Genomic DNA, 24,353 nt, shown 5'->3' with positions numbered 1-24,353 from the left:
TTGTAGGTCTCAACCGACCAGGAAGGCCGGCCACACGGGGAACTGCAGGTTCAGCAGCTTGATGAAGGCCAGGTAGCTGCCGACCGCCAGGATGGTGGCGAGAACGAACAGTTCCTTGATGCGCACTTTCTCTCCGGCCTGACTGGCGACGAAGACCAGCGCGTAGATCGCGGCGATCAGGCCGAAGGACGGAAAGCCGATGGAGGGCAGGCCACCCAGCAGCAGGCCGAAAATCAGGTTGGCGGCGATCACGAAGAACAGCGGTTTCCAGGCCCACTTGCCGATCTTGTCGCCGTCCGGTGCCTGGGAGGTGAAGGACTGGGCGGACACCAGCACACCGAGAACGGTGAGCAGGATGCCCAGGATCAAGGGAAAGTAGCCCGGCCCCATGCGGGACGCCTGCCCCACCGTGTATTCGGTCGCGCCGATGGCAAAACCGCCCCCGACCACGGCGAACATCAGTCCGGAAAAGAAGTCTTTTTGACTTTTTATCAGCACACAAGTCTCCTGCGTTGATTGAACCTGCGGATTTTGCGGGGGTTTGCCCCCCGCGCCCATGTGGGTTTCACCTATTTCTGCGCGAACAGGCGGTTCAAATGCTATTCACACGGTCAAAAAGCGACAGAAAGTTGGCGGTCGTCGCCTCTGCCACGGCTTCGACGCCCAAACCCTTGATCTGCGCCAACTGCTCGGCCACCCGGGGCACGTAAGCGGGCGAATTGGTCTTGCCACGGTGGGGCACCGGCGCGAGGTAGGGGCTGTCGGTCTCGATCAGCGTGCGGTCCAGCGGCACGAAGGCGGCCACCTCGCGCAGGTCGGCCGCGCTCTTGAAGGTCAGGATGCCCGAGAAGGAGATGTGAAAACCCATGTCAAGCGCCGCCCGTGCAACGTCTGCGGTTTCGGTGAAGCAGTGGAACACACCCCGCGCGGCGTTCGCGCCGCCAATACCCCCCTCCTCCCTCAGGATGGCCAGTGTGTCGTCACTGGCGCTGCGGGTGTGGATGACCAGCGGCAGGCCGGTCTGGCGCGCGGCACGGATGTGGCGGCGGTAGCGTTCGCGCTGCCATTCCATCTCGGCCACGCTGCGGCCGTTGAGGCGGTAGTAGTCGAGCCCGGTTTCCCCTATGCCCACCACCCGTGGCAGAGCCGCCCGCTCCAGCAGGTCATCCAGCGTGGGCTCCAGCACGTCCTCGTTGTCGGGGTGCACGCCCACCGTGGCCCAGAGGTGTCCGTGCTTCAGTGCCAGGGCGTGCACATCGCCAAACTCTTCCAGCGTGGTGCAGATGCACAGGGCGCGCGTGACCCGCGCCTCGCGCATCGCATCGAGCACGGCGGGCATCTGGTCCTTGAAGTCGGGAAAATTGAGGTGGCAGTGGGAGTCGGTGAACATGGTCGTCGTCACGCTGGGCATGGGCCCGCACGTGATCAAGGCAAAAACGTCAGACGGTCTGGGTGGCGCGGTCGGAGCCAAGGTGGGCACCGAGGATCTCTTCGATGCGCTTCTTGAGCAGCATGGACTTCTCGTCGTTGGGGAAACGGATGCCTATGCCCTGCGTGCGCGCGCCAGTGGCATGGGCCGGTGTGATCCAGGCCACCTTGCCAGCGATGGGGTAGCGCTGCAGGTCTTCCGGCAGCGTCAGCAGCACGTAGACGTCCTGCCCCAGGCGGTAGTTTTTGGTTGACGGCACAAAAATGCCGCCCTCGGTGAACATGGGGATGTAGGCGGCGTACAGGGCGCCCTTTTCCTTGATGGACAACTGGATGACGGTGGGGCGCACAAACGGCGTGTCGCCAGAGGCCGGTGCCCCGTCGCCGGCGCCAGCGGCGTCGGTGGGTTGGGGCAGGGACTCGGGCGCGTTCATGGGCGCGAGTTTACGCGGTGAGCGCACCCGATGGCGACAGGGCAGCGCGCGCGCGCGCCGCCCAGGCCTCCAGCATCAGGCCGGCGTTGAAGGGGTGTTCCACGCTGCGGGCACTGGCTGACAGCTCACGCGACCAGCGCGCCAGAGCCGCCATGTCGGGGGCCGGTGGCAGTTGTGGGGCGGCAAAAAACCGCGGGCCGCCGCCGCTGCGCACCGCCATCAGGTCGTGACACAGTTTTTGCTGCACCTCCAGCTGGCGCGCCGGTGGCCAGTCGCCCATGGCCGACAGATCACCCCGCGCCATGGCCTTGGGCAGGCGCTGCCAGGTGTCGGCCGACAGGCCGGCCTGGGCCCAGACCAGGGCGTCGTCGGGCCGGCCGCCAGCGGCCGACCACCAGACCTCGGCGCTGGCGGCGTCGGCACCGGTGACCTGCTGCAGCCAGGCCAGGCCCTGCGCCACATCGGGCCAGGCCAGCGCGTGGCTCTGGCAGCGGCTGCGTATGGTGGGCAACAACTGGTGGGCCGCTTCGGTGGCGAGGATGAAACGCACCGCGCCCACCGGCTCCTCCAGCGTCTTGAGCAAGGTGTTGGCGGCCTCGATGTTCATGCGCTCGGCCGGGTAGATCAGCACCACCTTGGTGTCGCCGCGCGAGCGGGTGTACTGGGTGAAGGCCACCGCCTCGCGCGCCGCCTCGACCCGGATCAGGCGGCTGGCCTTGATCTCTTTCTTGTCGATGCGGTCCTGCGTTTTTTCGTCCAGCGGCCAGCCCAGTTCCATGGCCAGGGTTTCGGGCAGCAGCACACACAGGTCGGCATGGGTGCGCACGGCGATGGCGTGGCAGCTGCCGCACTGGCCACAGGCGCCCTGCGCTGTCGGCTGCTCGCACAGCCAGGCGCTGGCCAGGGCCAGTGCCAGCGGGTACTGCCCCAGGCCGGACGGTCCGGTGAGCAGCAGCGCATGGCCGCGTTGCTGCAGCAGCTCTTGCAACTGGCTCTGCAGCCAGGGCGCCAGTTGGGGCGCGCTCATGCCGCCACCTCGCGCCACCAGGCCTGGCGGCCGCAGGCCGCCATCACGTCGGCGCGCACCGCGTCCAGCGGCTGGTCGGCCGCGATGCGGGCGAAGCGCACCGGGTCATCGGCCAGGCGCTGGGCGTAGCCCGCGGCGACGCGGCGGAAAAACTCGACCGGCTGGGACTCGAACTTGTCGGGCACACGCGCACCGGCCAGGCGCCGGGCCGCGACCTCGGGTGCCAGGTCGAACCAGACCGTGAGGTCGGGCTGGCGCAACCGGCCTTGGGGCGTGGTCTGCACCCAGCGCTCCAGCGTTGTCAGGGTGGCGAGATCGAAGCCACGCCCGTGGCCCTGGTAGGCGAAGGTGGCGTCGGTGAAGCGGTCGCACAACACCGCGTCGCCACGCGCCAGCGCCGGCTCGATGACCTGCTGCAGGTGGTCGCGCCGGGCGGCGAACATCAGCAGCGCTTCGCACAGCGGGTCCATGGCGTCGTGCAGCAGCAGGGCGCGCAGCTTTTCGGCCAGCGGCGTGCCGCCGGGCTCGCGGGTCAGCGTCACCGTGCGGCCCTGGGCACGCAGCGCGGCGGCCAGGGCGTCGATGTGGGTCGACTTGCCGGCGCCGTCAATGCCTTCGAAGCTGATGAAAAGTCCGTCTGTGGGCATGGTGGTTGGGCTCAACGCTTCAGTTGGAATTCGCGCACGGCGCGGTTGTGGTCGTCGAGTGTGGCGCTGAACTGGCTGCTGCCGTCGCCACGCGCCACAAAATACAGGGCCTGGGTGTTGGCCGGGCGCACGGCGGCCAGCAGCGCGGCCTTGCCCGGCATGGCGATCGGCGTGGGCGGCAGTCCGGCGCGGGTGTAGCTGTTGTAGGGCGTGTCGGCCTCCAGGTCGCGCCGGCGCAGGTTGCCGTCAAAACGCTCGCCCAGTCCATAGATCACGCTGGGGTCGGTCTGCAGGCGCATGCCGATGCGCAGCCGGTTGCTGAACACACCGGCCACCTGGCCACGGTCGCTGGCCTGGCCGGTTTCTTTTTCCACGATGCTGGCCAGGATCAGGGCCTCGGTGGGGGTTTTCAGCGGCGTGTCCGGCGCCCGCTGGGCCCAGGCGGTGTCCAGCTGCTGCTGCATGGCCTGCGCCGCCTGCCTGAGCACGGCCGACGCCGGCGAGCGCTTGGGGTAGCGGTAGGTGTCGGGAAAAAAGCGGCCTTCGGGGTGCACACCGGCCAGGCCGATGCGCGCCATGAGGGCATCATTGCCCAGGCCTTTGAGGTCGTCCTGCAGGTGTTCGGCCGATTGCAGCGCGGCGCGCACCTGGCGGAAGGTCCAGCCCTCGACCAGGGTCACCTGGCGCAGGGCCTGTTCGCCGCGCACCAGCATGGCCAGCACCGAGGCCGGCGTGTCGCCGGGCGCGATCTCGTAGCTGCCGGCCTTGATGCGTGTGGCCGCGCCCGAGATGCGCCACGCCACTTGCAGCAGCCACGCGGGCGAGTCCACCCCGGCGTCCACCAGGGCCCGGGCGATGCCGGCCCCAGAGGTGCCGGGCGGCACCAGGACGTCCAGCACGCCCTGGTCCGCGGGCAGTCGCAGCGTCAGCGGCTTGTGCCACCACCACGTGCCCCAGGCCGCTGCCAGCAGGGCCACCAACAGGGCCGACAGCAGCAGCCTTTTCAACACTCTCAGCACGGTCCGGGCACCTTTGGGAAAATAGGAGTCGCAAATCATATAAGAGGACCTTCGAATGACCGTCACCAGCGCCCCCCTGCTCCCTCTACCCACCTTTGACGCCAGCACCGTGTCGGGCGCCGCGCGCCTGCCGCAACTGGGGGTGATCCGGGTCGTGGGCGAGGACGCCGCCAGCTTTCTGCACGGCCAGCTGACGCAGGACTTTGCCCTGCTGGGCCTGTCACAGGCCCGCCTGGCCGCCTTTTGCTCCGCCAAGGGCCGCATGCTGGCGAGTTTTGTCGGCTTCAAGCGCAGCCACACCGAAGTCTGGCTGGTCTGCGCCCAGGACCTGCTGGCCCCCACGCTCAAGCGCCTGTCCATGTTCGTGCTGCGGGCCAAGGCCAAGCTCAGCGACGCCAGCGCCGAACTGGCGGTGTACGGCCTGGTGGGCGACGGCGCGGGCTGGCCGGCCACCGCCTGGTCCAAGCAGGACGATGGCGAGGCCAGCGTGGTCCGGCTGATGCCGGCCGAAGGCCGTGCACGCGCCCTGTGGGTGGCGCCGGTCGAGGCTGCGGCGCCCGCCCTGCCCGCGCTGGACCCGGCCCTGTGGCAGTGGCTGGCCGTGCGCAGCGGCGTGGCCGACCTGTCGGCGCCGGTGGTCGAGGCCTTTGTGCCGCAGATGCTCAACTACGAATCGGTCGATGGCGTGAACTTCAAGAAGGGCTGCTACCCCGGCCAGGAGGTGGTGGCCCGCAGCCAGTTTCGCGGCACCCTCAAGCGCCGCGCCTACCTGGCCCACGCAGACGCGCCCATGGCCGTGGGCCAGGACGTGTTCCATGCCAGCGATGCCGAGCAGCCCACCGGCACGGTGGTGGCCGCCGCGCCCCACCCGGTGGCCGGGTTTGATGCCGTCGTGTCCATGCAGATCAGCGCCGCCGATGGCCAGGCGCTGACCCTGGCGGCGGCCGATGGTCCGGCGTTGCAGTTGCTGCCCCTGCCCTACCCGCTGCGCGACGACATCTGACGCTGCGCCCATGTGCCTGATCGTTTTTGCGCTGGACGCAATGCCCGGCTGCCGCCTGCTGGTGGCCGCCAACCGCGATGAACACCTGGACCGCCCGACCCAGCCACTGCACGCCTGGCGGCTGGACAACGGGACACCCGTGGTGGCCGGGCGCGACCTGCACGCGGGCGGCACTTGGCTGGGTGTGACACCGGCTGGACGGGTGGCCATGTTGACCAATGTGCGCGAGGCGCTGGTGGGCAACACGCCCCAGAGCCGCGGCGAGCTGGTGACCGGCTGGCTGCAGGGCGACCAGGCCTGGCCAGACTTTGCCCAGGGCATCGCGGCCGAGCGCTACAGCGGCTTCAACCTGGTGCTCGGTGACCTGCGTCGGGGCGACTGGGTCTGGCTCAGCAACCGCCCTGCCGACGGCGCCACGCAGCTGGCGCCCGGCCTGGTGTCGCGCACACTGGCGCCCGGCGTGTATGGTCTGTCCAACGCCGCCCTGGACACCCCCTGGCCCAAGACCCTGCGGCTCAAGCAGGCCATGGCCTCGGTGGTGGATCGCGCCGCTGACGCGCTGCCGTCCGACTGGCGCCAGCCTCTGCTGGCCACTCTGCTCGACCGCCGCCAGGCACCTGTGGATGCCCTGCCACACACCGGTGCGCCGCGTGTGTGGGAACAGGCCTTGTCCAGCCCCTTCGTGGACTACGCCGAGCGCCGCTATGGCACCCGCAGCAGCCTGCTGCTGCAGGCCAGCGACGACGAGGTGGTGATGGAAGAGTGGAGCCACGACCGCAGCGGCGCCACCGCGCCGGCCCACGCGACCGACAGCCGCTGGCCGCTGGCCCACAGCACCTACAGGCGCATGTGCATCTCGATGTGGGGGATGCCGGCTTCCTCGAAGGGTTCGCCGTTGAGCGTGTAGCCCAGGCGGGCGTAGAAGCCCTCCGCGCTGCGCTGCGCGTGCAGCACCACCTCGTGTTCGCCCCGCGCGCGGGCCGCGTCCATCAAGGCAAACAGCACGTCGCGCCCCACGCCAGAACCACGGATCACCCGCTTGACGGCCATGCGCCCGACCTTGACCACGCCAGGCCGCACATCGCGCTGATAAGGCAGGTAGCGGCCCGTGGCCAGCGGCGTGCCCATGCGGTTGTAGGCCACGGCATGCACCGCATCGGCATCGGCCGCGTCCCACTCCAGTTCCTTGGGGATCTTCTGCTCCTCGACGAACACCTCGTTGCGCACCTGCGCCGCGTCGGCCCCCAGCTCGTCCCAGCCACCGACCTTCAGGGTGACCATGGGCTCGCCGGCCTCATAACCCAGGAAGACGGCGCGCAGCACCTCGGGCACGGGCCGTGAGGTCTGGCTGATCGGGTCGGCAAAAACGTAGATGATCTCGGACGAGATCAGGTGCTGCTCGCCGCGAAAGATGGCGCCCACAAACTGCATCGACGAGTTGCCGATGCGCTCGCAGCGCAAGGCCACGTCGATCTGGTCGTCCATGGCGGCCGAGGCGTTGAACTCGACCGTGGCCTTTTTCACGTACAGCTCGCCACCGAGCTGGGCAAAGACTTCCTCCATGGGCAGCGCGATGGCCCGCCAGTACTCGGTGATGGCGGTGTCGAAATACATCAGGTAATGCGCGTTGAACACGATTTTTTGCATGTCCACCTCGGCCCAGCGCACGCGCATGCGGTGGAAAAAGCGGAAATCCTGGCGTTTCATGGAAAATTCGTCCTTTGTCGCTTGGCTGTGAAAACAGCTCCGGATTATGTTGCCCCACCAGCTCGAACTGCTGTCACCTGCCCGCACCGCCGACATCGGCATCGAAGCCATCAACCATGGCGCCGACGCCGTCTACATCGGCGGCCCCTCCTTTGGCGCGCGCACCAGCGCCGACAACAGCGTGAGCGACCTGGCGCGGCTGGTGCAACACGCCCACCGCTTCCACAGCCGCATCTTCTGCACCGTCAACACCATCCTGCGCGACGACGAGCTGGAGCCGGCGCGCCGGCAGATCTGGCAGCTGTATGAGGCCGGGGTCGACGCGCTGATCATCCAGGACATGGGCCTGCTGGAGCTGGACCTGCCGCCCATCCAGCTGCACGCCAGCACCCAGACCGACATCCGCACGCCTGAAAAGGCCCGTTTCCTGCAGGATGCCGGCCTGAGCCAGCTGGTGCTGGCGCGCGAACTCACGCTGCAGCAGATCGCCGCCATCCGTGCCGCCACCGATCCACAGCGCAGCGTGATCGAATTTTTCATCCACGGCGCCCTGTGTGTCGCCTACAGCGGCCAGTGTTTCATCAGCCACGCCCACACCGGGCGCAGCGCCAACCGCGGCGACTGCTCGCAGGCCTGCCGCCTGCCCTACGAGGTCAAGGACAGCCAGGGACGCATCGTCGCGCACGAAAAACACGTCCTGTCGATGAAGGACAACAACCAGAGCGACAACCTGCGCGCCCTGATCGACGCCGGCGTGCGCAGTTTCAAGATCGAGGGCCGCTACAAGGACCTGGGCTACGTGAAGAACATCACGGCCCACTACCGCACCCTGTTCGACGAGATCCTGGAAGAGCGCCCCGAGCTGGCCCGCGCCTCCAGCGGCCAGACCCGCTTCAGCTTCACCCCCGACCCCAACCAGAACTTCAACCGCGAGTTCACCGATTACTTCGTGCAGGGCCGCCAGGACGACATCGGCGCCTTCGACACGCCCAAGAACCCGGGCCAGGCCATCGGCTGGGTCACGCGGGTGGCGCCCGACCACCTGGAAATCGAAACCAACTCACCCGAGACCGTGCTCCACAACGGCGATGGCCTGTGCTACCACGACCTGCAAAAGGAACTGGTGGGCCTGCAGACCAACCGCTGCGAGCCCGTGGCCGGCAAGGTCGGTCACTGGGCGGTCTTTCCCAAGGACCCGATGGCGGGCTTCAAGGACCTGCGCAAAGGCACCGAGGTCAACCGCAACCGCGACATGGAATGGGTGCGCGCGTTGGAGAAAAAGTCGGCCGAACGCCACATCAACGTGTGGGTGCGGCTGGCCGATGCCGATGGTGGACTGGTGCTGACGCTGACCGACGAGGATGGCTTCCAGGGCAACGCCACCCTGCCCGGCCCGCTGCAGATGGCCAAGGACGCCACGCAGGCCCGCGCCAAGCTGCAAGACAACCTGGCCCGCCTGGGCGACACCGTGTTCGCGCCGCTGGACGTGTCGCTGGACCTCGGCCAGCCCTGGTTCGTGCCGGCCTCGCAAGCCAACGCACTGCGCCGCGACGCCGTGGCAGCGCTCGAAACCGCCCGCGCCGCCGGGCTGTTGCGCCTGCCGCGTGCCCAGCCTGTGCATCCGCCGGTGCCCTACCCCGAGGACACCCTGAGCTACCTGGCCAACGTCTTCAACCAGAAGGCACACGACTTCTACGCCAAACACGGCGTCAAGGTGATTGCCGCGGCCTACGAAAGCCACGAGGAGCACGGCGAGGTCAGCCTGATGATCACCAAACACTGCGTGCGCTTCAGCCTGAGCCTGTGCCCCAAGCAGGCCAAGGGCGTGACCGGCGTGCAAGGCACCGTGCGCGCCGAGCCCATGCAACTCATCAACGGCAAGGAAAAGCTCACCCTGCGCTTCGACTGCAAGCCCTGCGAGATGCACGTGGTGGGTAAGATCAAGCGTTCGGTGCTCAACGCCGCGGCCGAAAGCCCGCTGACCTTCTACCGCACCCGGCCCACGGCGGTGTCGCCGCACTGAAACAGACCACCCCGTCGCTTGCCCGCTGCGCGTGGCCGCATCCCCCTCAAGGGGCGACACCAGCCGTCCGGCCAAGCCGGCCCGGCGGTGTCCCCCGGTTCGACCGTTTCATGAGCAGCGGGTGGTGCGAAGCACAATAAAAAGCTGATTTACTTGCGCAAGGCGGAGACGGCCGTCACAGCCAGCAGCGCCAGGGCGCCCGCCACCAAGCCGACCACGGCGTCGAACAGCGTGGGCGCGAGCCAGGCCAGGCCCGGACCGACGGCGGCGGTCACCGCCTCGCTGGCGTGGTGCAGGAAAGGCAGGCCGTGCGACAGGATCCCGCCACCGACCAGGAACATGGCGGCCGTGCCAGCCACCGACAGCGCCTTCATCAGCCAGGGCGCGACCCGCAGGATGCCCCGCCCCAGGGCCTGCAGGGCGCTGGACGCCGAGCGGCTCAGGTGCAGGCCGGCATCGTCGAGCTTGACGATACCGGCCACCAGACCGTAGACGCCCACCGTCATGAGGATGGCGATGCCCACCAGCACCGCGACTTGGGTGCCAAAGGGCGCGGCCGCCACGGTGCCAAGGGTGATGGCGATGATTTCGGCCGAGAGGATGAAGTCGGTGCGGACCGCGCCTTTGACCTTGTCGCGCTCGAAGGCCACCATGTCGACCTCGGCATTGGACAGGGCCGCCACGTGTTGTTCGTGGTGCTGGGCGTCGTCCTCGGCACGGTGCAGGAACTTGTGCACCAGCTTCTCGAAGCCCTCGAAGCAGAGGAAGGCGCCGCCCAGCATCAGCAAGGGTGTCACCAGCCAGGGGGCGAAGGCGCTGATGAGCAGCGCCGCTGGCACCAGGATGGCCTTGTTGAGCAGCGAACCCTTGGCCACCGCCCAGACCACCGGCAGTTCGCGGTCGGCGTTCACCCCGGTGACCTGCTGGGCGTTGAGCGCGAGGTCATCACCGAGGACACCGGCGGTTTTTTTGGTCGCGACCTTGGTCAGGATGGCCACGTCGTCGAGCACGCTGGCGATGTCGTCGATCAGTGCAAGCAGGCTGCTGGCCATGGGGCTCCGTGGGGTCAGGTGGGGCCGGCCGTGCGGGGCCAGGCCAGCGGAAACAGGGGGTCATCCATGGGCGCGCCATCGGGCAAGCGTTCCGTCAGACCAGGAAAAGGTGGTGAGGTCCGCCAGGCGCGCGGCGCGTGGCGGCTGTCGTCGCCCAGGTAACGGGCCGAAAACACGCGGCGGCGCTGCCCTGGGGCGGTGCCGCTGGACGCGTGCAGCGTGAGCATCTGGAAGGCCACCAGATCGCCCGGTGCCAGCGCCCAGCCCAGTTGGCGGTAGCGTTCGGGTTCGGCGTCGATCGGCGGCAGCTCGGCCAGGGCACCCTCGGGGAACCACTTGGCCTGTTGATCGCGGAAGGTGCGCGGCATGTACCAGGTGCCGGCGTGCGACCCCGCCACGAAGCGCAGCGTGCTGGCCAGTGGCACCGGGTCCACGGGTATCCAGAAGCTGACGTTCTGGCGGCCGCTCACGTTGTAGTAGGGCTGGTCCTGGTGCCAGGGCGTGGGCTGGCGCGTGCCGGCTTCCTTGACCAGCAGGTGGTCGTGGTACAGGCGCGCGGTCTGGCTCTGCATCAGCTGCGCGGCGATCTGCGGCAGGGCCGAGTCGAGCAGGATGCGCCGGTAGGCCGGGTTGCCCTGCCAGGTGCAGAAGTCCTCGACGAATCGCCCCGGGTCGTCGGGCTCGCTGGCCACCAGGGCCAGCGGGCTCAGGTGGGCGAGGTTGTGCTCGATGCCCTGCTCCAGCAAGGCCAGGTCGCTGGGCTGGAGCGCGCCGCGTACGACCACGGCGCCGTCGCGGGCGAAGGCTTCAACGGTGCCGGGGTCCAGCCGCATGTGCAGCGGCACGCTCAGCCCACCCAACGGCGGGCGTTGCGCCAGATCTGCATCCAGGGGCTCAGGGCGTTCCTGTCGCCGCTGGTCCAGCTCATCTGGATGTTGCGGAAGACACGCTCGGGGTGGGGCATCATGGCCGTGAAGCGGCCATCAAGCGTGGTCACCGCGGTCAGGCCGCCCGGGCTGCCGTTGGGGTTGAACGGGTACAGCTCGGTCGGCGCGCCGGTGTTGTCCACAAAGCGCATGGCGGCAATGGCCTGGGCCGGGTCGCCACGGTGCTTGAAGTTGGCATAGCCCTCGCCGTGCGCCACGGCGATCGGCAGGCGGCTGCCGGCCATGCCGTGCAGGAACAGGCTCGGCGAGTCGAGCACTTCAACCATCGACAGACGCGCTTCGAAGCGTTCGCTCCGGTTGGTGGTGAAACGGGGCCAGGCTTGCGCGCCGGGGATGATGTCGGCCAGCTCGGCGAACATCTGGCAGCCGTTGCACACGCCCAGGCCGAAGGTGTCGGCGCGACCGAAGAAACCCTGGAACTGCTCGGACAACACCGGGTTGAAGGTGATGGAGCGAGCCCAGCCGATGCCCGCGCCCAGCGTGTCGCCGTAGCTGAAGCCGCCGCAGGCGACCACGCCCTTGAAGTCGGCCAGCCGGGCACGACCGGTCTGCAGGTCGGTCATGTGCACATCAAAGGCTTCAAAGCCGGCCTGGGTGAAGGCGTAGGCCATCTCCACATGGGAGTTGACGCCCTGCTCGCGCAGGATGGCGACCTTGGGGCGCGCCAGGTTCAGGAAGGGCGCGGCCACGTTGTCCGACGGGTCGAAGCTCAGCGCCACGTGCAGACCCGGATCCTGGTCCAGGCCCGCCGCCGCGTGTTCGGCGTCGGCACAGGCCGGGTTGTCGCGCTGCTGGTTGATCTTCCAGCTCACGCTGTCCCAGACCTGGTGCAGGTCGAACAGGGAGGCGCTGAACACCGCCTGGGTGTCCCGCCAGACCTGCAGCTGGCCCTTGCCCACGTCCATGCCCGACGACACGGGACGCGTCTTGCCGATGAAGTGGCTGTGTTTGCTCAGGCCGTGCTCGCGCAGCGTGGCCATCACGGCGTTGCGCTCGGCGGTGCGCACCTGCAGCACCACGCCCAGCTCTTCGCTGAACAAGGCCTTCACGGTCAGCTCTTCGCGGCGGGCGCTGACCTGCTTGGCCCAGTTCTTGGCGTCGCCGTATTCGGCTCGGCTGTCGGCGATGCCGTCGCCCTCGGTGACCAGCATGTCGATGTTCAGCGCCACACCCACGTGGCCGGCAAAGGCCATTTCAGCCACCGTGGCCAGCAGGCCGCCGTCGCTGCGGTCGTGGTAGGCCAGGATCTGGCCCTGGGCGCGCAGTGCATTGACGGCCTTCACCAGGTGAATGAGTTCCTGCGGGTCGTCGAGGTCGGGCACCTCGTCGCCCGGCTGGCCCAGGGTCAGGCCCAACACGCTGCCGCCCATGCGGTTGCGGCCCCGGCCGAGGTCGATCAGCACCAGGGTGGTGTCTTCTTCCTGCGCATCAAGCTGCGGCGTGAGCGTGCCCCGCACGTCGGCCAGCGTGGCAAAGGCGGTGACGATCAGGCTCACCGGCGAGGTGACCTTTTTCTTGTCGCCATCGGCCTGCCACTGGGTGCGCATGGACAGGCTGTCCTTGCCCACCGGCACTGACACGTCCAGCGCCGGGCACAGCTCCATGCCCACGGCCTTGACGGTGGCGTAGAGGTCGGCGTCCTCACCGGGTTCGCCACAGGCCGCCATCCAGTTGGCGGACAGCTTGACGCGTGGCAGCTCGATGGGCGCGGCCAGGAGGTTGGTGATGGCTTCGGCCACCGCCATGCGCCCCGACGCCGCAGCGTTGATGGACGCCAGCGGCGTGCGCTCGCCCATGCTCATGGCTTCGCCGGCAAACCCGGCGTGGTCGGCCAGGGTCACGGCGCAGTCGGCCACCGGCACCTGCCAGGGGCCCACCATCTGGTCGCGGTGGGTCAGGCCACCCACGGTGCGGTCGCCGATGGTGACCAGGAAACGTTTGGAGGCCACGGTCGGGTGGCTCAACACGTCGATCACGGCCTTTTGCAGGTCGACGCCGGTGAGGTCCATGGGCTGGAACTGGCGTTGCACCGTCTTGACGTCGCGGTGCATCTTGGGCGGCTTGCCCAGCAGCACGTCCATCGGCATGTTGACAGGGCTTTCGTTGCCCTCGTCCACCAGCGACAGGTGGCGTTCTTCTGTGGCGACGCCGACGACAGAGAACGGGCAACGCTCACGCTCGCAGAAGGCCTTGAACTGTTCCAGGGACTCGGGCGCGATGGCCAGCACGTAACGCTCCTGGCTCTCGTTGCACCAGATTTCCTTGGGTGCCAGACCGCTCTCTTCCAGCGGCACGGCGCGCAGGTCGAAGCGTGCGCCCCGGCCAGCGTCGTTGGTCAGCTCGGGGAAGGCGTTGGACAGGCCACCCGCGCCCACGTCGTGGATGAACAGCACCGGGTTCTTGTCGCCCTGCGCCCAGCAGTGGTTGATGACCTCCTGCGCGCGGCGCTCGATCTCGGGGTTGCCGCGCTGCACGGAATCAAAGTCCAGTTCCGCCGCGTTGGTGCCGGTGGCCATGGAGCTGGCCGCGCCACCGCCCATGCCGATGCGCATGCCCGGGCCGCCGAGCTGGATCAGCAGCGTGCCGGCCGGGAAATCGATCTTCTTGGTCTGGCCAGCGTCGATCTGGCCCAGGCCACCCGCGATCATGATGGGCTTGTGGTAGCCGCGCACCACGCCGCCCACGTCCTGTTCGTATTCGCGGAAGTAGCCCAGCAGGTTGGGTCGGCCGAACTCGTTGTTGAAGGCCGCGCCGCCCAGCGGGCCCTCGGTCATGATCTGCAGCGGGCTGGCGATGTGCTCGGGCTTGCCGCCGGGCTGGTCGCTCAGGCCACCCCAGAGCTTGGAGACGGTGAAGCCGGTCAGGCCGGCCTTGGGCTTGGAGCCGCGGCCGGTCGCGCCCTCGTCGCGGATCTCGCCGCCCGCGCCGGTGGAGGCACCGGGGAAAGGCGAAATGGCGGTCGGGTGGTTGTGGGTCTCCACCTTCATCAGGATGTGGTGCTGCGCGGCCTCGGCCTGGTAGGCCGGCGCGGTGTCGCCACCGGCGCGAGCGACAAAACGCTCCAGGTGGTGGCCTTCCATGATGGAGGCGTTGTCCGAGTACGCCACGATGGTGTGCTGCGGGCTGGTCTGGTGGGTGTGGCGGATCATGCCGAACAGGCTCTTGTCCTGCGGCACACCGTCGATCGTGAACTGCGCGTTGAAGATCTTGTGGCGGCAGTGTTCGCTGTTGGCCTGGGCGAACATCATGAGCTCGACGTCGGTCGGGTTGCGCTTCAGGCCGGTGAAGGCCGCCACCAGGTAGTCGATCTCGTCGTCGGCCAGGGCCAGGCCCCAGGCGGTGTTGGCGGCCTCCAGCGCCGCGCGTCCGCCGGCCAGCACGTCCACGTGTTCCATGGGGGCCGGCTGCAATTCGGTGAACAGGGCCTGGGCATCTTCCCGGCTGTTGACCACACTCTCGGTCATGCGGTCGTGCAGCAGCGCGGCCACGGCGGCGCGCTGGGCCTCGCTGAGAGCGGCCTTGCCCAGCAAGGGGTTCTTCAGCGCCACGTGGAATTCGGTGATGCGCTCGACCCGCTTGAGCGCGATGCCGCAGTTGTGCGCGATGTCGGTGGCCTTGGACGCCCAGGGCGACACGGTGCCGAAACGGGGCGTGACCACCAGGCGCTCGCCGTCCAGGGGGCCGCCATAGGGTTCGCCGTAGGTCAGCAAGGCAGCGAGTTGTGCGCCTTGTGCCGGGGTCAGGGGCTCGCTGCTGGCCACCAGATGGACAAAACGGGCCGAAATGCCCGTGATGCGCTCGTGTATGCCTTGCAGGCGGGGAAGCAGTTGCTGGACGCGAAAGCCGCTGAGGGCGTCGCCGCCATCGAAGAAGGAAATATGAAGGGTCACGGTGGTGGCCTGAATGACTGCGGCCGCCGCCGCCGGGCCACCGCTGAGAACCCCGGATTTTAGCCCGTGCCCCGGGCCGTCCCGTGACCTCGGGCTCAGTTCGGCCGGCTTTCGCCCATGACCTGCGCCAGATGGCCCAGGGTTTCGGCGGTCACGTAACCGGCATAGTTCACCCCGCCCTTGCACCAGTTGTTGTGGCTGGCGTATTTGCGCTTGGTGCCGGCTTCCGTGATTTCGATGACGTAGACCTTGCCATCCTCGCTGCAATGCAGGTTCTGGGACGTGGGCGCGAGCCCGTTGACCATGGCCTTCACGGTGTCGCTGGCGGTGGACAGGTTGTCCGTATACGCCACCTTGCGCTTGTTGAAGTTGGGGTTCATGTCGTCGTAGACGATCAGGCGGATGTCGGCGTGGTAACCGTTCCACAGCTTGTCACCCGACGCCGGCTCCGACGCCGCCACGTCGGCGCTGCACCCCGCCAGTTGCTGCACCAGCACCACCGACAACACGCCCGCCAGACTCACAAACATCTTTGACATTGTTCTTCCTCCCTGCCTTCTTGTCTTGCTCGGCTGCCGGTCAGACCCTCGCGGGACCACCGGAAGCCGTGGCGGAATTATTCCACCGCGGGCCTGACTTTGTTAAATTTGAAAGCCAAACTTTTGTCAAACATCGGCAGGAAAAGGCGCGCAGCGAAACGACCTGGAGGCCCACGGGCCTCCAGGGACACCCCACCGGCCCGCCACGTGGCGGGATGGCAACTGCGATAATCCCGCCCCATGAACATCACTTACAAGGATGCGGCCGGTGTGGCCGGCATGCGCCTGGCGGGCCGGCTGGCCGCTGAGGTCCTGGACCACCTCACGCCGCTGATCGTGCCTGGCATCACGACCAAGGAGATCGACCGCATCGCCTCGGAGGTCATGCAGCGCCAGGGTTCGGTGTCCGCCACCATCGGCTACCAGCCCGGGGGCTATCCGCCCTACCCGGCCCACCTGTGCACCTCGGTCAACCACGTGGTCTGCCACGGCATCCCCAACGACAAGCCGCTCAAGAAGGGCGACATCGTCAACGTCGACGTGACCGTCATCAAGGACGGCTGGTACGGCGACACCAGCCGCATGTTCCTGGTCGGCGAATGCTCCATCGCGGCCAAGCGCCTGTGCCACCTCACCTTCGAAGCCATGTGGAAGGGCATCGCCATGGTCAAGCCCGGCATCCGCCTGGGCGACATCGGCCACGCCATCCAGACCTTCTCCGAGGGCCACGGTTTTTCGGTGGTGCGCGAGTTCTGCGGCCACGGCATCGGCCAGAACTTCCACGAAGACCCCCAGGTCCTGCACTATGGCCGCCCCGGTACCGGGGTGGAGCTGGTGCCGGGCATGACCTTCACCATCGAGCCCATGATCAACCTGGGCCGCCGCGAAGTGCGCGAGCTGGGCAACGACGGCTGGACCATCATCACCAAGGACCGCTCGCTGTCGGCCCAGTGGGAACACACGGTGCTGGTGACCGAGACCGGCTACGAGGTCATGACCTTGTCCGAGGGCTGCCCGCCGCCGCCGGCCTTCGTGGGCCAGCCCACCGCCGCGACCGCCTGATCCGCCGACATGCCCGCGCTGGCTGCCGACATCGACCTGGCCACGCTGCGCCAGCACCACAAGCATGAAAAAGCCGCCGTGTTCGAGCGGCTGGCCCAGTCGGGCAGCAGCGCGCGTGGCGTGCGCACGGCCTTGCACGCCCTGGCCCGGCTGACCGACCAAGCCCTGATGCGGCTGTGGCAGCGGGCCGGTTTCGGGGCCGATTTTTCGCTGGTGGCCGTGGGCGGCTATGGCCGTGGCGAGCTGTTCCCCCATTCCGACGTGGACGTGCTGCTGCTGCTGCCCGACCATGCCCGGCCGGACACCGACGAAGCGCTCAAGGCCCGCATAGAGGCCTTCATCGGCACCTGCTGGGACTTGGGACTGGACATCGGCTCCAGCGTGCGCACCGTGGCCGAATGCGTGGACGAAGCCACCAAGGACGTGACGGTGCAGACCTCGCTGCTCGAATGCCGCCTGATCGTGGGGCAGCGTTCGCGCTTCGTGGCCCTGTCGCGCGCGCTGTCGGAGGCCATGGACCCCAAGGCATTTTTTGTGGCCAAGAGCCTGGAGCTGCGCCAGCGCCACCAGAAATTCGAAAACACGCCGTATGCGCTGGAGCCCAACTGCAAGGAATCGCCAGGTGGCCTGCGCGACCTGCAGATCATCCTGTGGGTGTCCAAGGCCGCCGGTCTGGGGCGCAGTTGGGACGAGCTGGCCCGCAAGGGCCTGGCCACGCCGCTGGAGGCTCGGCAGATCAAGGCCAATGAAGCCTTGCTGTGCCTGATCCGGGCGCGCCTGCACCTGATTGCCCACCGGCGCGAAGACCGGCTGGTGTTCGACCTGCAGACCTCGGTGGCCGACTCCTTTGGCCTCAAGCCGCAGGTGCCGACCGAAGGCAGTGCCACCGCCCGCGGGGCGCGCCGCGCCAGCGAAGCGCTGATGCGGCGCTACTACTGGGCGGCCAAGGCCGTCACCCAGCTCAACCAGATTCTGCTGCTCAACATCGAGGAGCGGCTGCGTCAGGACGAAGCCCGGCCGACCGAACTGCGCCCGATCAACGAGCGCTTCTTTGACAAGGGCGGCATGCTGGAGGTGGCCAGCGACCACCTCTACGTGCAGCAGCCGCACGCCATCCTGGAAACCTTCCTGCTCTACCAGACCACCGTGGGCATCAAGGGCTTGTCGGCCCGCACCCTGCGTGCGCTGTACAACGCGCGTCCGGTGATGAACGCGAAGTTCCGCAGCGACCCGGTCAACCGCGCCACCTTCCGCCGCATCCTGATGGAGCCCGAAGGCATCACCCACGCCATGCGGCTGATGAACCAGACCTCGGTGCTGGGCCGCTACCTCTGGGTGTTCCGCAACATCGTCGGCCAGATGCAGCACGACCTGTTCCACGTCTACACGGTGGACCAGCACATCCTGATGGTGCTGCGCAACGTGCGCCGCTTCTTCATCGCCGAACACTCCCACGAATACCCCTTCTGCTCGCAGCTGGCCGGTGGCTGGGACAAGCCATGGGTGCTCTACATCGCCGCCTTGTTCCACGACATCGCCAAGGGCCGTGGCGGCGACCACTCCGACCTCGGCGCCAAGGATGTGCGCGTGTTCTGCCGCCAGCACGGCATCGCACGGGAGGACGCCGAGCTGATCGCCTTCCTGGTGCAGGAGCACCTGAGCATGAGTCAGATCGCGCAGAAGGCCGACCTCAGCGATCCGGAGGTCATTGGCGCCTTCGCCAGGCGCGTCGGCAACGAACGCCGCCTGACCGCGCTCTACCTGCTCACCGTGGCCGACATTCGGGGCACGTCACCGAAGGTCTGGAACGCCTGGAAGGCCCGGCTGCTGGAAGACCTGTACCGCTACACCCTGCGCGCCCTGGGCGGGCGGGCGCCCGATCCTGACGCCGTGGTCGAGTCGCGCAAGCGCGACGCCCTCACGCTGGTGGCCCTGCACGCCCTGCCCCACCAGGCGCACAAGGCCCTATGGGACCAGCTCGACGTGAGCTACTTCATGCGCCACGACGCCAGCGACATCGCCTGGCACACGCGCCAGATCTCACGCGAACTCGCCCGTGCGCCCGAGCAGCCCTTCGAGGGCACCATCGTGCGCGCCCGCCTCTCGCCCGACAGCGAAGGCCTGCAGGTGCTGGTCTACGCCCCCGACCAAAACGACCTGTTCGTGCGCATCTGCGGCTATTTCGACCAGGCCGGCTTCAGCATCCTCGACGCCAAGGTCCACACCACCCGCGACGGCCACGCGCTCGACACCTTCCAGGTCGTGGCACCGACCATGTCGGACCACTACAGAGAACTGATCGGCATGGTCGAGTCGGGCCTGGCCCAGGCCATCGAGCACCACGGTGAACTGCCCCCCCCCAGCCGGGGCCGGCTGTCGCGGCGCGTCAAGAGTTTCCCGGTCATCCCGCGCGTGGACCTGCGCCCGGATGAAAAAGCCCAGCGTTGGCTGCTCAGCGTCTCGGCCAGCGACCGCACCGGCCTGCTCTACAGCATCGCCCGCGTGCTGGCCCGCCACGGCATCAACTTGCAGCTGGCCAAGGTCACCACCCTGGGCGAGCGGGTGGAAGACACCTTCCTGATCGCCGGCGTGCAGCTGCAGCACAACAAGACGCAGATCGAGATCGAGACCGAACTGCTGGACGTGCTCAAAAGCGAGGTGTGACCGGCGCTTCAGCGCTGTGCCTGCCACAGCAGGTAGGCGCCCAGCGTGCTGATGGCGGCCATGAAGGCCCGCTGGAAGGCCATCTCACCCAGCCGCTGGCGCAGGCGCCGGCCCAGCTCCATGCCCAGCAGGGCCGGGCCCAGCGCCAGCAGCGACGCCAGGATGAGTTCGGGCCGTGCCCGTACCGCATCTGCCACCTCGGTGCCCAGCGCCAGCGTGGCCACCGAAAAGCACAGGCCCAAGGCCGTCAGCAGCGCCTCCTTGCGCAGGGCCAGGGACTGCAAGTACATGATGACTGGCACCACGAAGATGCCGCTGGCCGCCGACAGCGCACCACCCAGGTAGCCGACCCAGGGCCCCAACCACCACTCGTGCCGACCGGGCGCGGGTGGTCGCCAGCGCAGCAAGCCCAGCAGGCCATAGACCAGCAGCACCGCCCCGATCAAGAGCCGTGTGCCCTCCCGCGCCTGCGCCAGCCCCGGCAGAAAACCCCAACAAGTGCCGGCCACGATGCCCACGTTCAGGCCCAGCAGGCGCCGCAGGAGTGGCCAGCGATCCACGCCACGGGCATACTGCCAGAGGTTCGTCAAAAACGAAGGAATCAGCATCACGGCAGCGGCCGCCACGGGTGACACGACGAGTGCCATCAGGGCCACCGTCACGGTGGGCAAGCCAAAACCAGCCAAGCCCTTGACCGTTCCAGCCAAAAGAAAAACAATCAACAGCGCGGGCCAAAAGCAGGTGTCCATGGTCGGCATTCTGGGCAAAGGCCGGCCGCATGCCTATCGCAAAAATCGGATGTCAACCTTCGGATTCTTGAAAGCATGCACACCCCACACATCGATCCACGCAGCCTGGCGCTTTTCCTTTCGGTGGTGGACGGCGGCTCGCTCACCGCAGGCGCGCGTGGGGTACATCTGTCGCTGGCCGCCGCCAGCACCCGGCTGCGGGAGCTGGAGCAGCAACTGGGCGTGACACTGCTGCAGCGCTCGCGCCGAGGCATGGCACTCACCGCCGCGGGTCAGGAACTGCTGCCCCACGCCCGCGCGTTGCTGCAGGAGGCAGAGCGCCTGCGCCATGCCCTGGCGCCCTACTCGCGCGGGCTGCGCGGCCGCATCCGGCTGGCCGCCAACACCGCCGCCCTGCGCGACTGGCTGCCCGAGGTTCTGGGCGCCTTCCTGACTGACCACCCCGACATCGACCTGGACCTGCGCGAACTCGCCAGCGCCGACATCCTGGCCGCCCTGCACGCGCGCGAGCTGGATGCGGGCCTGCTGTCAGACGCGGTCGACACCAGCGGGCTGGAGACCCATCCGCTCTACACGGATCAACTCGTGGTGGCAGGCACGGCCACCCAGTTGGCCAGCCTGCCCAACCCCGTCCTGCTGCGCGACTGCGCGGGGTGGCCACTGATCGGGTTGCCGGAAACCGCGGCCTTGTCGCGCTTCCTGCAACGCCAAGCCTCACAAGCCGGTCTGTTGCTGCACCACCGCGCCCGGATCGATTCGGCGGATGGCCTGTTGGCTCTGGCCGAGGCCGGAGCGGGCCTGGCGCTGCTGCCCGAGCGCGCCGTCGTGCGGACCGCAGCCACCCGGCCGGGCATCGCCTGCCGCCCGCTGGCCGATGCTTGGGCGCGTCGGCGCATCCTGCTGTGTTCGCCGCCCGGTGACCGGGCGTCCACCTACGTCAGGATGCTGTTGGCACGGCTGGCGCCGCCGGGTGGCGCCTGAACAGCCCGCGCAGCCACTGCGCCACGTCGTCCACCAGGGTGAACACCGCCGGGATCACCAGCAGGCTCAGGAAGGTGGAGGTGATGAGGCCGCCGATCACCGCCACCGCCATGGGCGAGCGGAAGCTGCTGTCGGCCGCGCCCCAGCCCACGGCGATCGGCAGCATGCCGGCGCCCATGGCGATGGTGGTCATCACGATGGGGCGGGCCCGCTTGTGGCAGGCGTCCAGGATGGCCTCGCGCCGGCCCAACCCATGCGCGCGCCGCGCCTCGATGGCGTATTCCACCAGCAGGATGGAGTTCTTGGTCGCCACGCCCATCAGCATGATCAGCCCGATCAGCGAGGGCATGGAAAAACTCTTGCCCGTGAGCAGCAGGGCCACGAAGGCGCCCCCCAGCGACAGCGGCAGCGCGGCCAGGATGGTGAACGGGTGCAGGAAGGCCTTGAAGAGCAGCACCAGCACGATGTAGATGCACAGGACGCCGGTCAGCATGGCGAGGCCGAAACTCGCGAACAGCTCGCCCTGCACCTCGGCATCGCCGATCTCCAGCACGCTGACGCCGGCCGGCAGGTTGCTCACGCTGGGCAGGCGGGCCACCGCCGTTTTCATGTCGCCCAGCGCGATGCCGGCCAGCTCGACCTCGAAATTGATGTTGCGCGAGCGGTCGTAGCGGTCGATGACCGCCGGGCCGCCGCCAAAACCCAATGTCGCCACCTGGCCCAGCATCACCGGGCCACGCGCGCCCGGCACGGCCAGGCGTTCCAGCACCTCCAGGTCCTGCCGGGCAGACGCGTCGAGCTTGACGACGATGGGCACCTGGCGCTGGGCCAGGTTGAGCTTAGGCACCGCGTTGTCGTAGTCGCCGACGGTGGCGATGCGCAGGGTTTCGGCGATGGCGCTGCTGGTCACGCCGAGGTCGGCGGCACGGGCGAGGTCGGGCGTGACGCTGATTTCGGTGCGCACCAGGGCCGCGCTCGACTGGATGCTGCCCACGCCCTGGATGGTGCGCAGGTCGCGTTCGATGGCGCGTGCGGCATCGGCCAGCGCATTCGCGTCGTTGCCGGTCAGGGTCAGGATGTATTTTTCACCCGACCCGCCCAGGCCCACCTTGCTGCGCACGCCCGGCAGCGCGGCCATGGTGGCGCGGATGTCGTTTTCAATCACCTGCTTGCGCGGGCGGGCGCCTCGGGCGTCCAGCTGTATGGTCAGTGCCGCCTTGCGCGATTCGGCCGCGCCCTGCGGCGCAAACGGGTCGCTGCCGGCCGAGCCTGAGCCGATGGTGGTGTAGATGGACTTGACGTGGCGCACCGCCGCCACCCGCAGGCGTGCCGCCTCGGCCGTGGCCACGGTCTGGGCCAGCGTGGCGCCGGGCGGCAGCTCCAGGTAGACCTGGGTCTGCGAGTTGTCGTCGGCCGGGATGAAGCCCTGCGGCAGCAGCGGGATCAGCGCCAGCGAGCCAAAGAAAAACAGGCCGGCGCCCACCATGGTGATCCAGCGGTGGCGCAGGCACCAGGCGGCCCAGCGGCCGTAGACGGTCAGCCAGGCCGGCTCGTTCTGGTGGCTCATCCAGGCCCAGACGCGGCCCAGCAGCGCGTTGCGGCGCGCCCAGGCCGGGCGGTGCTCGGCGGTGACCACCGGCTTGAGCAGGTAGGCCGCCATCATGGGCGTGAGCGCGCGCGCCACCACCAGCGAGGCGAACACCGCAAAGGACGCCGTCCAGCCGAACTGCTTGAAGAACTTGCCCGGGATGCCCGACATGAAGGCGGTGGGCAGGAACACCGCGATCAGGGTGAAGGTGGTGGCGATCACGGCCAGGCCGATCTCGTCGGCCGCCTCCATCGCCGCCTGGAACGGGGTCTTGCCCAGCGCCAGGTGGCGCACGATGTTCTCCACCTCCACGATGGCGTCGTCCACCAGGATGCCGATCACCAGCGACATGGCCAGCAGCGTCACCACGTTGATGGTGAAACCCATGTAGTGCATGCCGATGAAGGCAGGGATGGCGGACAGGGGCAAGGCCACGGCGGACACCACCGTGGCGCGGAAATCGCGCAGGAACAGCCACACCACCAGCACCGCCAGGATGGCGCCTTCGTAGAGCAACTCCATGGAGCCGTTGAATTCCTCCTCCACCGGCGTCGCGAAGTCGAAGGACTCGGTGATGCGCAGGTCGGGCCGGCTGGCCTGCAGCGCCTTGAGCTTGGCGCGCACGCCATGGCCCACCTCCACCTCGCTGGCGCCACGGCTGCGCGCGACCTCGAAACCCACCACCGGCTTGCCGTCCAGGAAGGCCGCCGCCGTCGGCTCGGCGATGCCGTCCACGACGTTGGCGATCTGCTCCAGCCGCACGCGCCGGCCGTCCTGCAGCGACAGTTCCAACCGCGCCAGGTCCTCGGCCGAGCTCAGCGCCGACAGGGTGCGCAGAGGCTGCTGGCTGCCGCCCAGGTCGGCGCGGCCCCCGGCGCTTTCGATCTGCACCTTGGCCAGCTGGCGCGACACGTCGGCCGCGGTGGTGCCCAGGGCCTGCAGCTTGAGCGGATCCAACAGGATCTGCACCTCGCGGTTGACGCCGCCCACGCGATTGACCGCGCCCACGCCGCGCACCGACAACAGCAGCTTGGCGATGTCGTTGTCAACGAACCACGACACGGCTTCGTCGTCCATGCGGTCCGAGGCCACGGTGTAGGCCAGCACCGCACCACCGGCCAGCTCGATCTTGTTGATGATGGGCTCGCGCAGGTCGGTGGGCAGGTCACCGCGCACCTTGGCCACGGCCGAACGCACGTCGTCCAGCGCCTCCTGGGTGTCCTTCTCGATGCGGAACTCGGCGGTGATGGACACCGTGCCGTCCTGCACCTTGGTGTAGATGTGCTTGAGGCCCTGCAGCGCCGCCAGGCTGTTCTCGATCTTGCGGGCGACGTCGTTTTCCAGCTGGTTGGGTGCGGCGCCCGGCAGGCTGGCCACCACGGTGATGTTGGGCACGTCCAGGTCCGGGAAGTTCTGCACCTTCATGGACTGGAACGAGAACAGCCCGGCCAGCGTCAGCATGACGAACAGCATGGCCGCCGGGATCGGGTTGCGGATGGACCAGGCGGAAACGTTCATCGATCCCCCCCGATGCGCCGGCGGCGCTTCCCCCTCAAGGGGGCAACACCTGCGGCCTGGCGAAGCCAGCTCCGC

General features: G+C 68.3%; 19 protein-coding genes. 6 read left to right on the top strand and 13 right to left on the bottom strand.

Features of this window, described 5'->3' with window-relative positions; translation table 11 throughout:
• Window positions 1-9: 9 nt before the first annotated feature.
• The 6 genes from AAHB17_RS02175 to mltG form a co-directional block, all read right to left on the bottom strand.
• Window positions 10-498, bottom strand: a complete 489-nt coding sequence (locus tag AAHB17_RS02175; protein WP_342128785.1) for a tripartite tricarboxylate transporter TctB family protein — start codon at window positions 496-498, stop codon at window positions 10-12.
• A 94-nt stretch (window positions 499-592) separates the two neighbouring features.
• The gene (locus tag AAHB17_RS02170) at window positions 593-1,390 is read right to left on the bottom strand and encodes a TatD family hydrolase (RefSeq protein ID WP_342128784.1); all 798 of its coding nucleotides are present in this window, start codon (window positions 1,388-1,390) and stop codon (window positions 593-595) included.
• Window positions 1,391-1,439: 49 nt separating this feature from the next.
• Complete coding sequence (locus AAHB17_RS02165) at window positions 1,440-1,862, bottom strand: PilZ domain-containing protein (RefSeq protein WP_342128783.1); 423 nt, start codon at window positions 1,860-1,862, stop codon at window positions 1,440-1,442.
• Between the two features lie 10 nt (window positions 1,863-1,872).
• Window positions 1,873-2,889, bottom strand: coding sequence for a DNA polymerase III subunit delta' (locus AAHB17_RS02160; protein ID WP_342128782.1), 1,017 nt, complete (start codon window positions 2,887-2,889; stop codon window positions 1,873-1,875).
• Entirely contained in the window at window positions 2,886-3,536 is a 651-nt protein-coding gene (tmk, locus tag AAHB17_RS02155; protein ID WP_342128780.1) for a dTMP kinase, read from the bottom strand. Before tmk ends, AAHB17_RS02160 begins: the two co-directional genes overlap by 4 nt.
• 11 nt (window positions 3,537-3,547) lie before the next feature.
• Entirely contained in the window at window positions 3,548-4,543 is a 996-nt protein-coding gene (mltG, locus tag AAHB17_RS02150; protein WP_342128779.1) for an endolytic transglycosylase MltG, read from the bottom strand.
• Window positions 4,544-4,610: 67 nt separating this feature from the next.
• On the opposite strand from mltG, the gene ygfZ reads away from it, so the two are divergent.
• Together ygfZ and AAHB17_RS02140 are read left to right on the top strand one after the other, a co-directional pair.
• Entirely contained in the window at window positions 4,611-5,558 is a 948-nt protein-coding gene (gene ygfZ / locus AAHB17_RS02145) for a CAF17-like 4Fe-4S cluster assembly/insertion protein YgfZ (RefSeq protein ID WP_342128778.1), read from the top strand.
• Between the two features lie 10 nt (window positions 5,559-5,568).
• Window positions 5,569-6,465: an NRDE family protein gene (locus tag AAHB17_RS02140; RefSeq protein ID WP_342128777.1), complete on the top strand. Its 897-nt coding sequence runs from the start codon at window positions 5,569-5,571 to the stop codon at window positions 6,463-6,465.
• Here AAHB17_RS02140 and AAHB17_RS02135 read toward each other — a convergent pair.
• Window positions 6,396-7,265 carry a YbgC/FadM family acyl-CoA thioesterase gene (locus AAHB17_RS02135; RefSeq protein WP_342128776.1) on the bottom strand — a complete coding sequence of 290 codons (870 nt, stop codon included), beginning with the start codon at window positions 7,263-7,265 and terminating at the stop codon, window positions 6,396-6,398. The two genes, AAHB17_RS02140 and AAHB17_RS02135, sit on opposite strands and share 70 nt — an antisense overlap.
• Before the next feature lie 46 nt (window positions 7,266-7,311).
• Here AAHB17_RS02135 and AAHB17_RS02130 point away from each other — a divergent pair, with 46 nt between their 5' ends.
• On the top strand, window positions 7,312-9,288 hold the full coding sequence (locus AAHB17_RS02130; RefSeq protein WP_342128775.1) for a peptidase U32 family protein: 1,977 nt from the start codon (window positions 7,312-7,314) through the stop codon (window positions 9,286-9,288).
• A gap of 149 nt (window positions 9,289-9,437) precedes the next feature.
• Here the strand turns inward: AAHB17_RS02130 and AAHB17_RS02125 are convergent, their stop codons facing one another.
• The 4 genes from AAHB17_RS02125 to AAHB17_RS02110 all read right to left on the bottom strand — a co-directional run bounded on the left by AAHB17_RS02125 (window position 9,438) and on the right by AAHB17_RS02110 (window position 15,716).
• Window positions 9,438-10,340, bottom strand: coding sequence for a DUF808 domain-containing protein (locus AAHB17_RS02125; protein WP_342128774.1), 903 nt, complete (start codon window positions 10,338-10,340; stop codon window positions 9,438-9,440).
• Window positions 10,341-10,354: 14 nt separating this feature from the next.
• On the bottom strand, window positions 10,355-11,173 hold the full coding sequence (locus AAHB17_RS02120; protein ID WP_342128819.1) for a phytanoyl-CoA dioxygenase family protein: 819 nt from the start codon (window positions 11,171-11,173) through the stop codon (window positions 10,355-10,357).
• A gap of 14 nt (window positions 11,174-11,187) precedes the next feature.
• On the bottom strand, window positions 11,188-15,177 hold the full coding sequence (gene purL, locus AAHB17_RS02115; protein WP_342128773.1) for a phosphoribosylformylglycinamidine synthase: 3,990 nt from the start codon (window positions 15,175-15,177) through the stop codon (window positions 11,188-11,190).
• A gap of 95 nt (window positions 15,178-15,272) precedes the next feature.
• Window positions 15,273-15,716 carry a hypothetical protein gene (locus AAHB17_RS02110; protein ID WP_342128772.1) on the bottom strand — a complete coding sequence of 148 codons (444 nt, stop codon included), beginning with the start codon at window positions 15,714-15,716 and terminating at the stop codon, window positions 15,273-15,275.
• Window positions 15,717-15,956: 240 nt separating this feature from the next.
• Here AAHB17_RS02110 and map point away from each other — a divergent pair, with 240 nt between their 5' ends.
• Entirely contained in the window at window positions 15,957-16,778 is an 822-nt protein-coding gene (map, locus tag AAHB17_RS02105) for a type I methionyl aminopeptidase (RefSeq protein WP_342128771.1), read from the top strand.
• Window positions 16,779-16,787: 9 nt separating this feature from the next.
• Window positions 16,788-19,442 (top strand): [protein-PII] uridylyltransferase, encoded by a 2,655-nt coding sequence (locus AAHB17_RS02100; protein WP_342128770.1) that lies wholly within the window; start codon window positions 16,788-16,790, stop codon window positions 19,440-19,442.
• A gap of 8 nt (window positions 19,443-19,450) precedes the next feature.
• Here AAHB17_RS02100 and AAHB17_RS02095 read toward each other — a convergent pair whose 3' ends face one another.
• A complete protein-coding gene (locus tag AAHB17_RS02095) occupies window positions 19,451-20,191 on the bottom strand; it encodes a sulfite exporter TauE/SafE family protein (protein ID WP_342128769.1) in 741 nt (246 codons plus the stop codon).
• Between the two features lie 75 nt (window positions 20,192-20,266).
• Between AAHB17_RS02095 and AAHB17_RS02090 the strand changes: the two genes are divergently transcribed.
• Window positions 20,267-21,172, top strand: coding sequence for a LysR family transcriptional regulator (locus AAHB17_RS02090; RefSeq protein WP_342128768.1), 906 nt, complete (start codon window positions 20,267-20,269; stop codon window positions 21,170-21,172).
• Here the strand turns inward: AAHB17_RS02090 and AAHB17_RS02085 are convergent.
• Entirely contained in the window at window positions 21,129-24,278 is a 3,150-nt protein-coding gene (locus tag AAHB17_RS02085) for an efflux RND transporter permease subunit (RefSeq protein WP_342128767.1), read from the bottom strand. The genes AAHB17_RS02090 and AAHB17_RS02085 overlap by 44 nt on opposite strands.
• Window positions 24,279-24,353 lie beyond the last annotated feature (75 nt).

Origin of the sequence: Hydrogenophaga sp. OTU3427 (assembly GCF_038440225.1) — a bacterium.
Lineage (GTDB): Bacteria > Pseudomonadota > Gammaproteobacteria > Burkholderiales > Burkholderiaceae_C > Hydrogenophaga.
The sequence above is the reverse complement of the archived record's forward strand: the minus strand, read 5'-3'. Positions and strand labels throughout refer to the sequence as shown.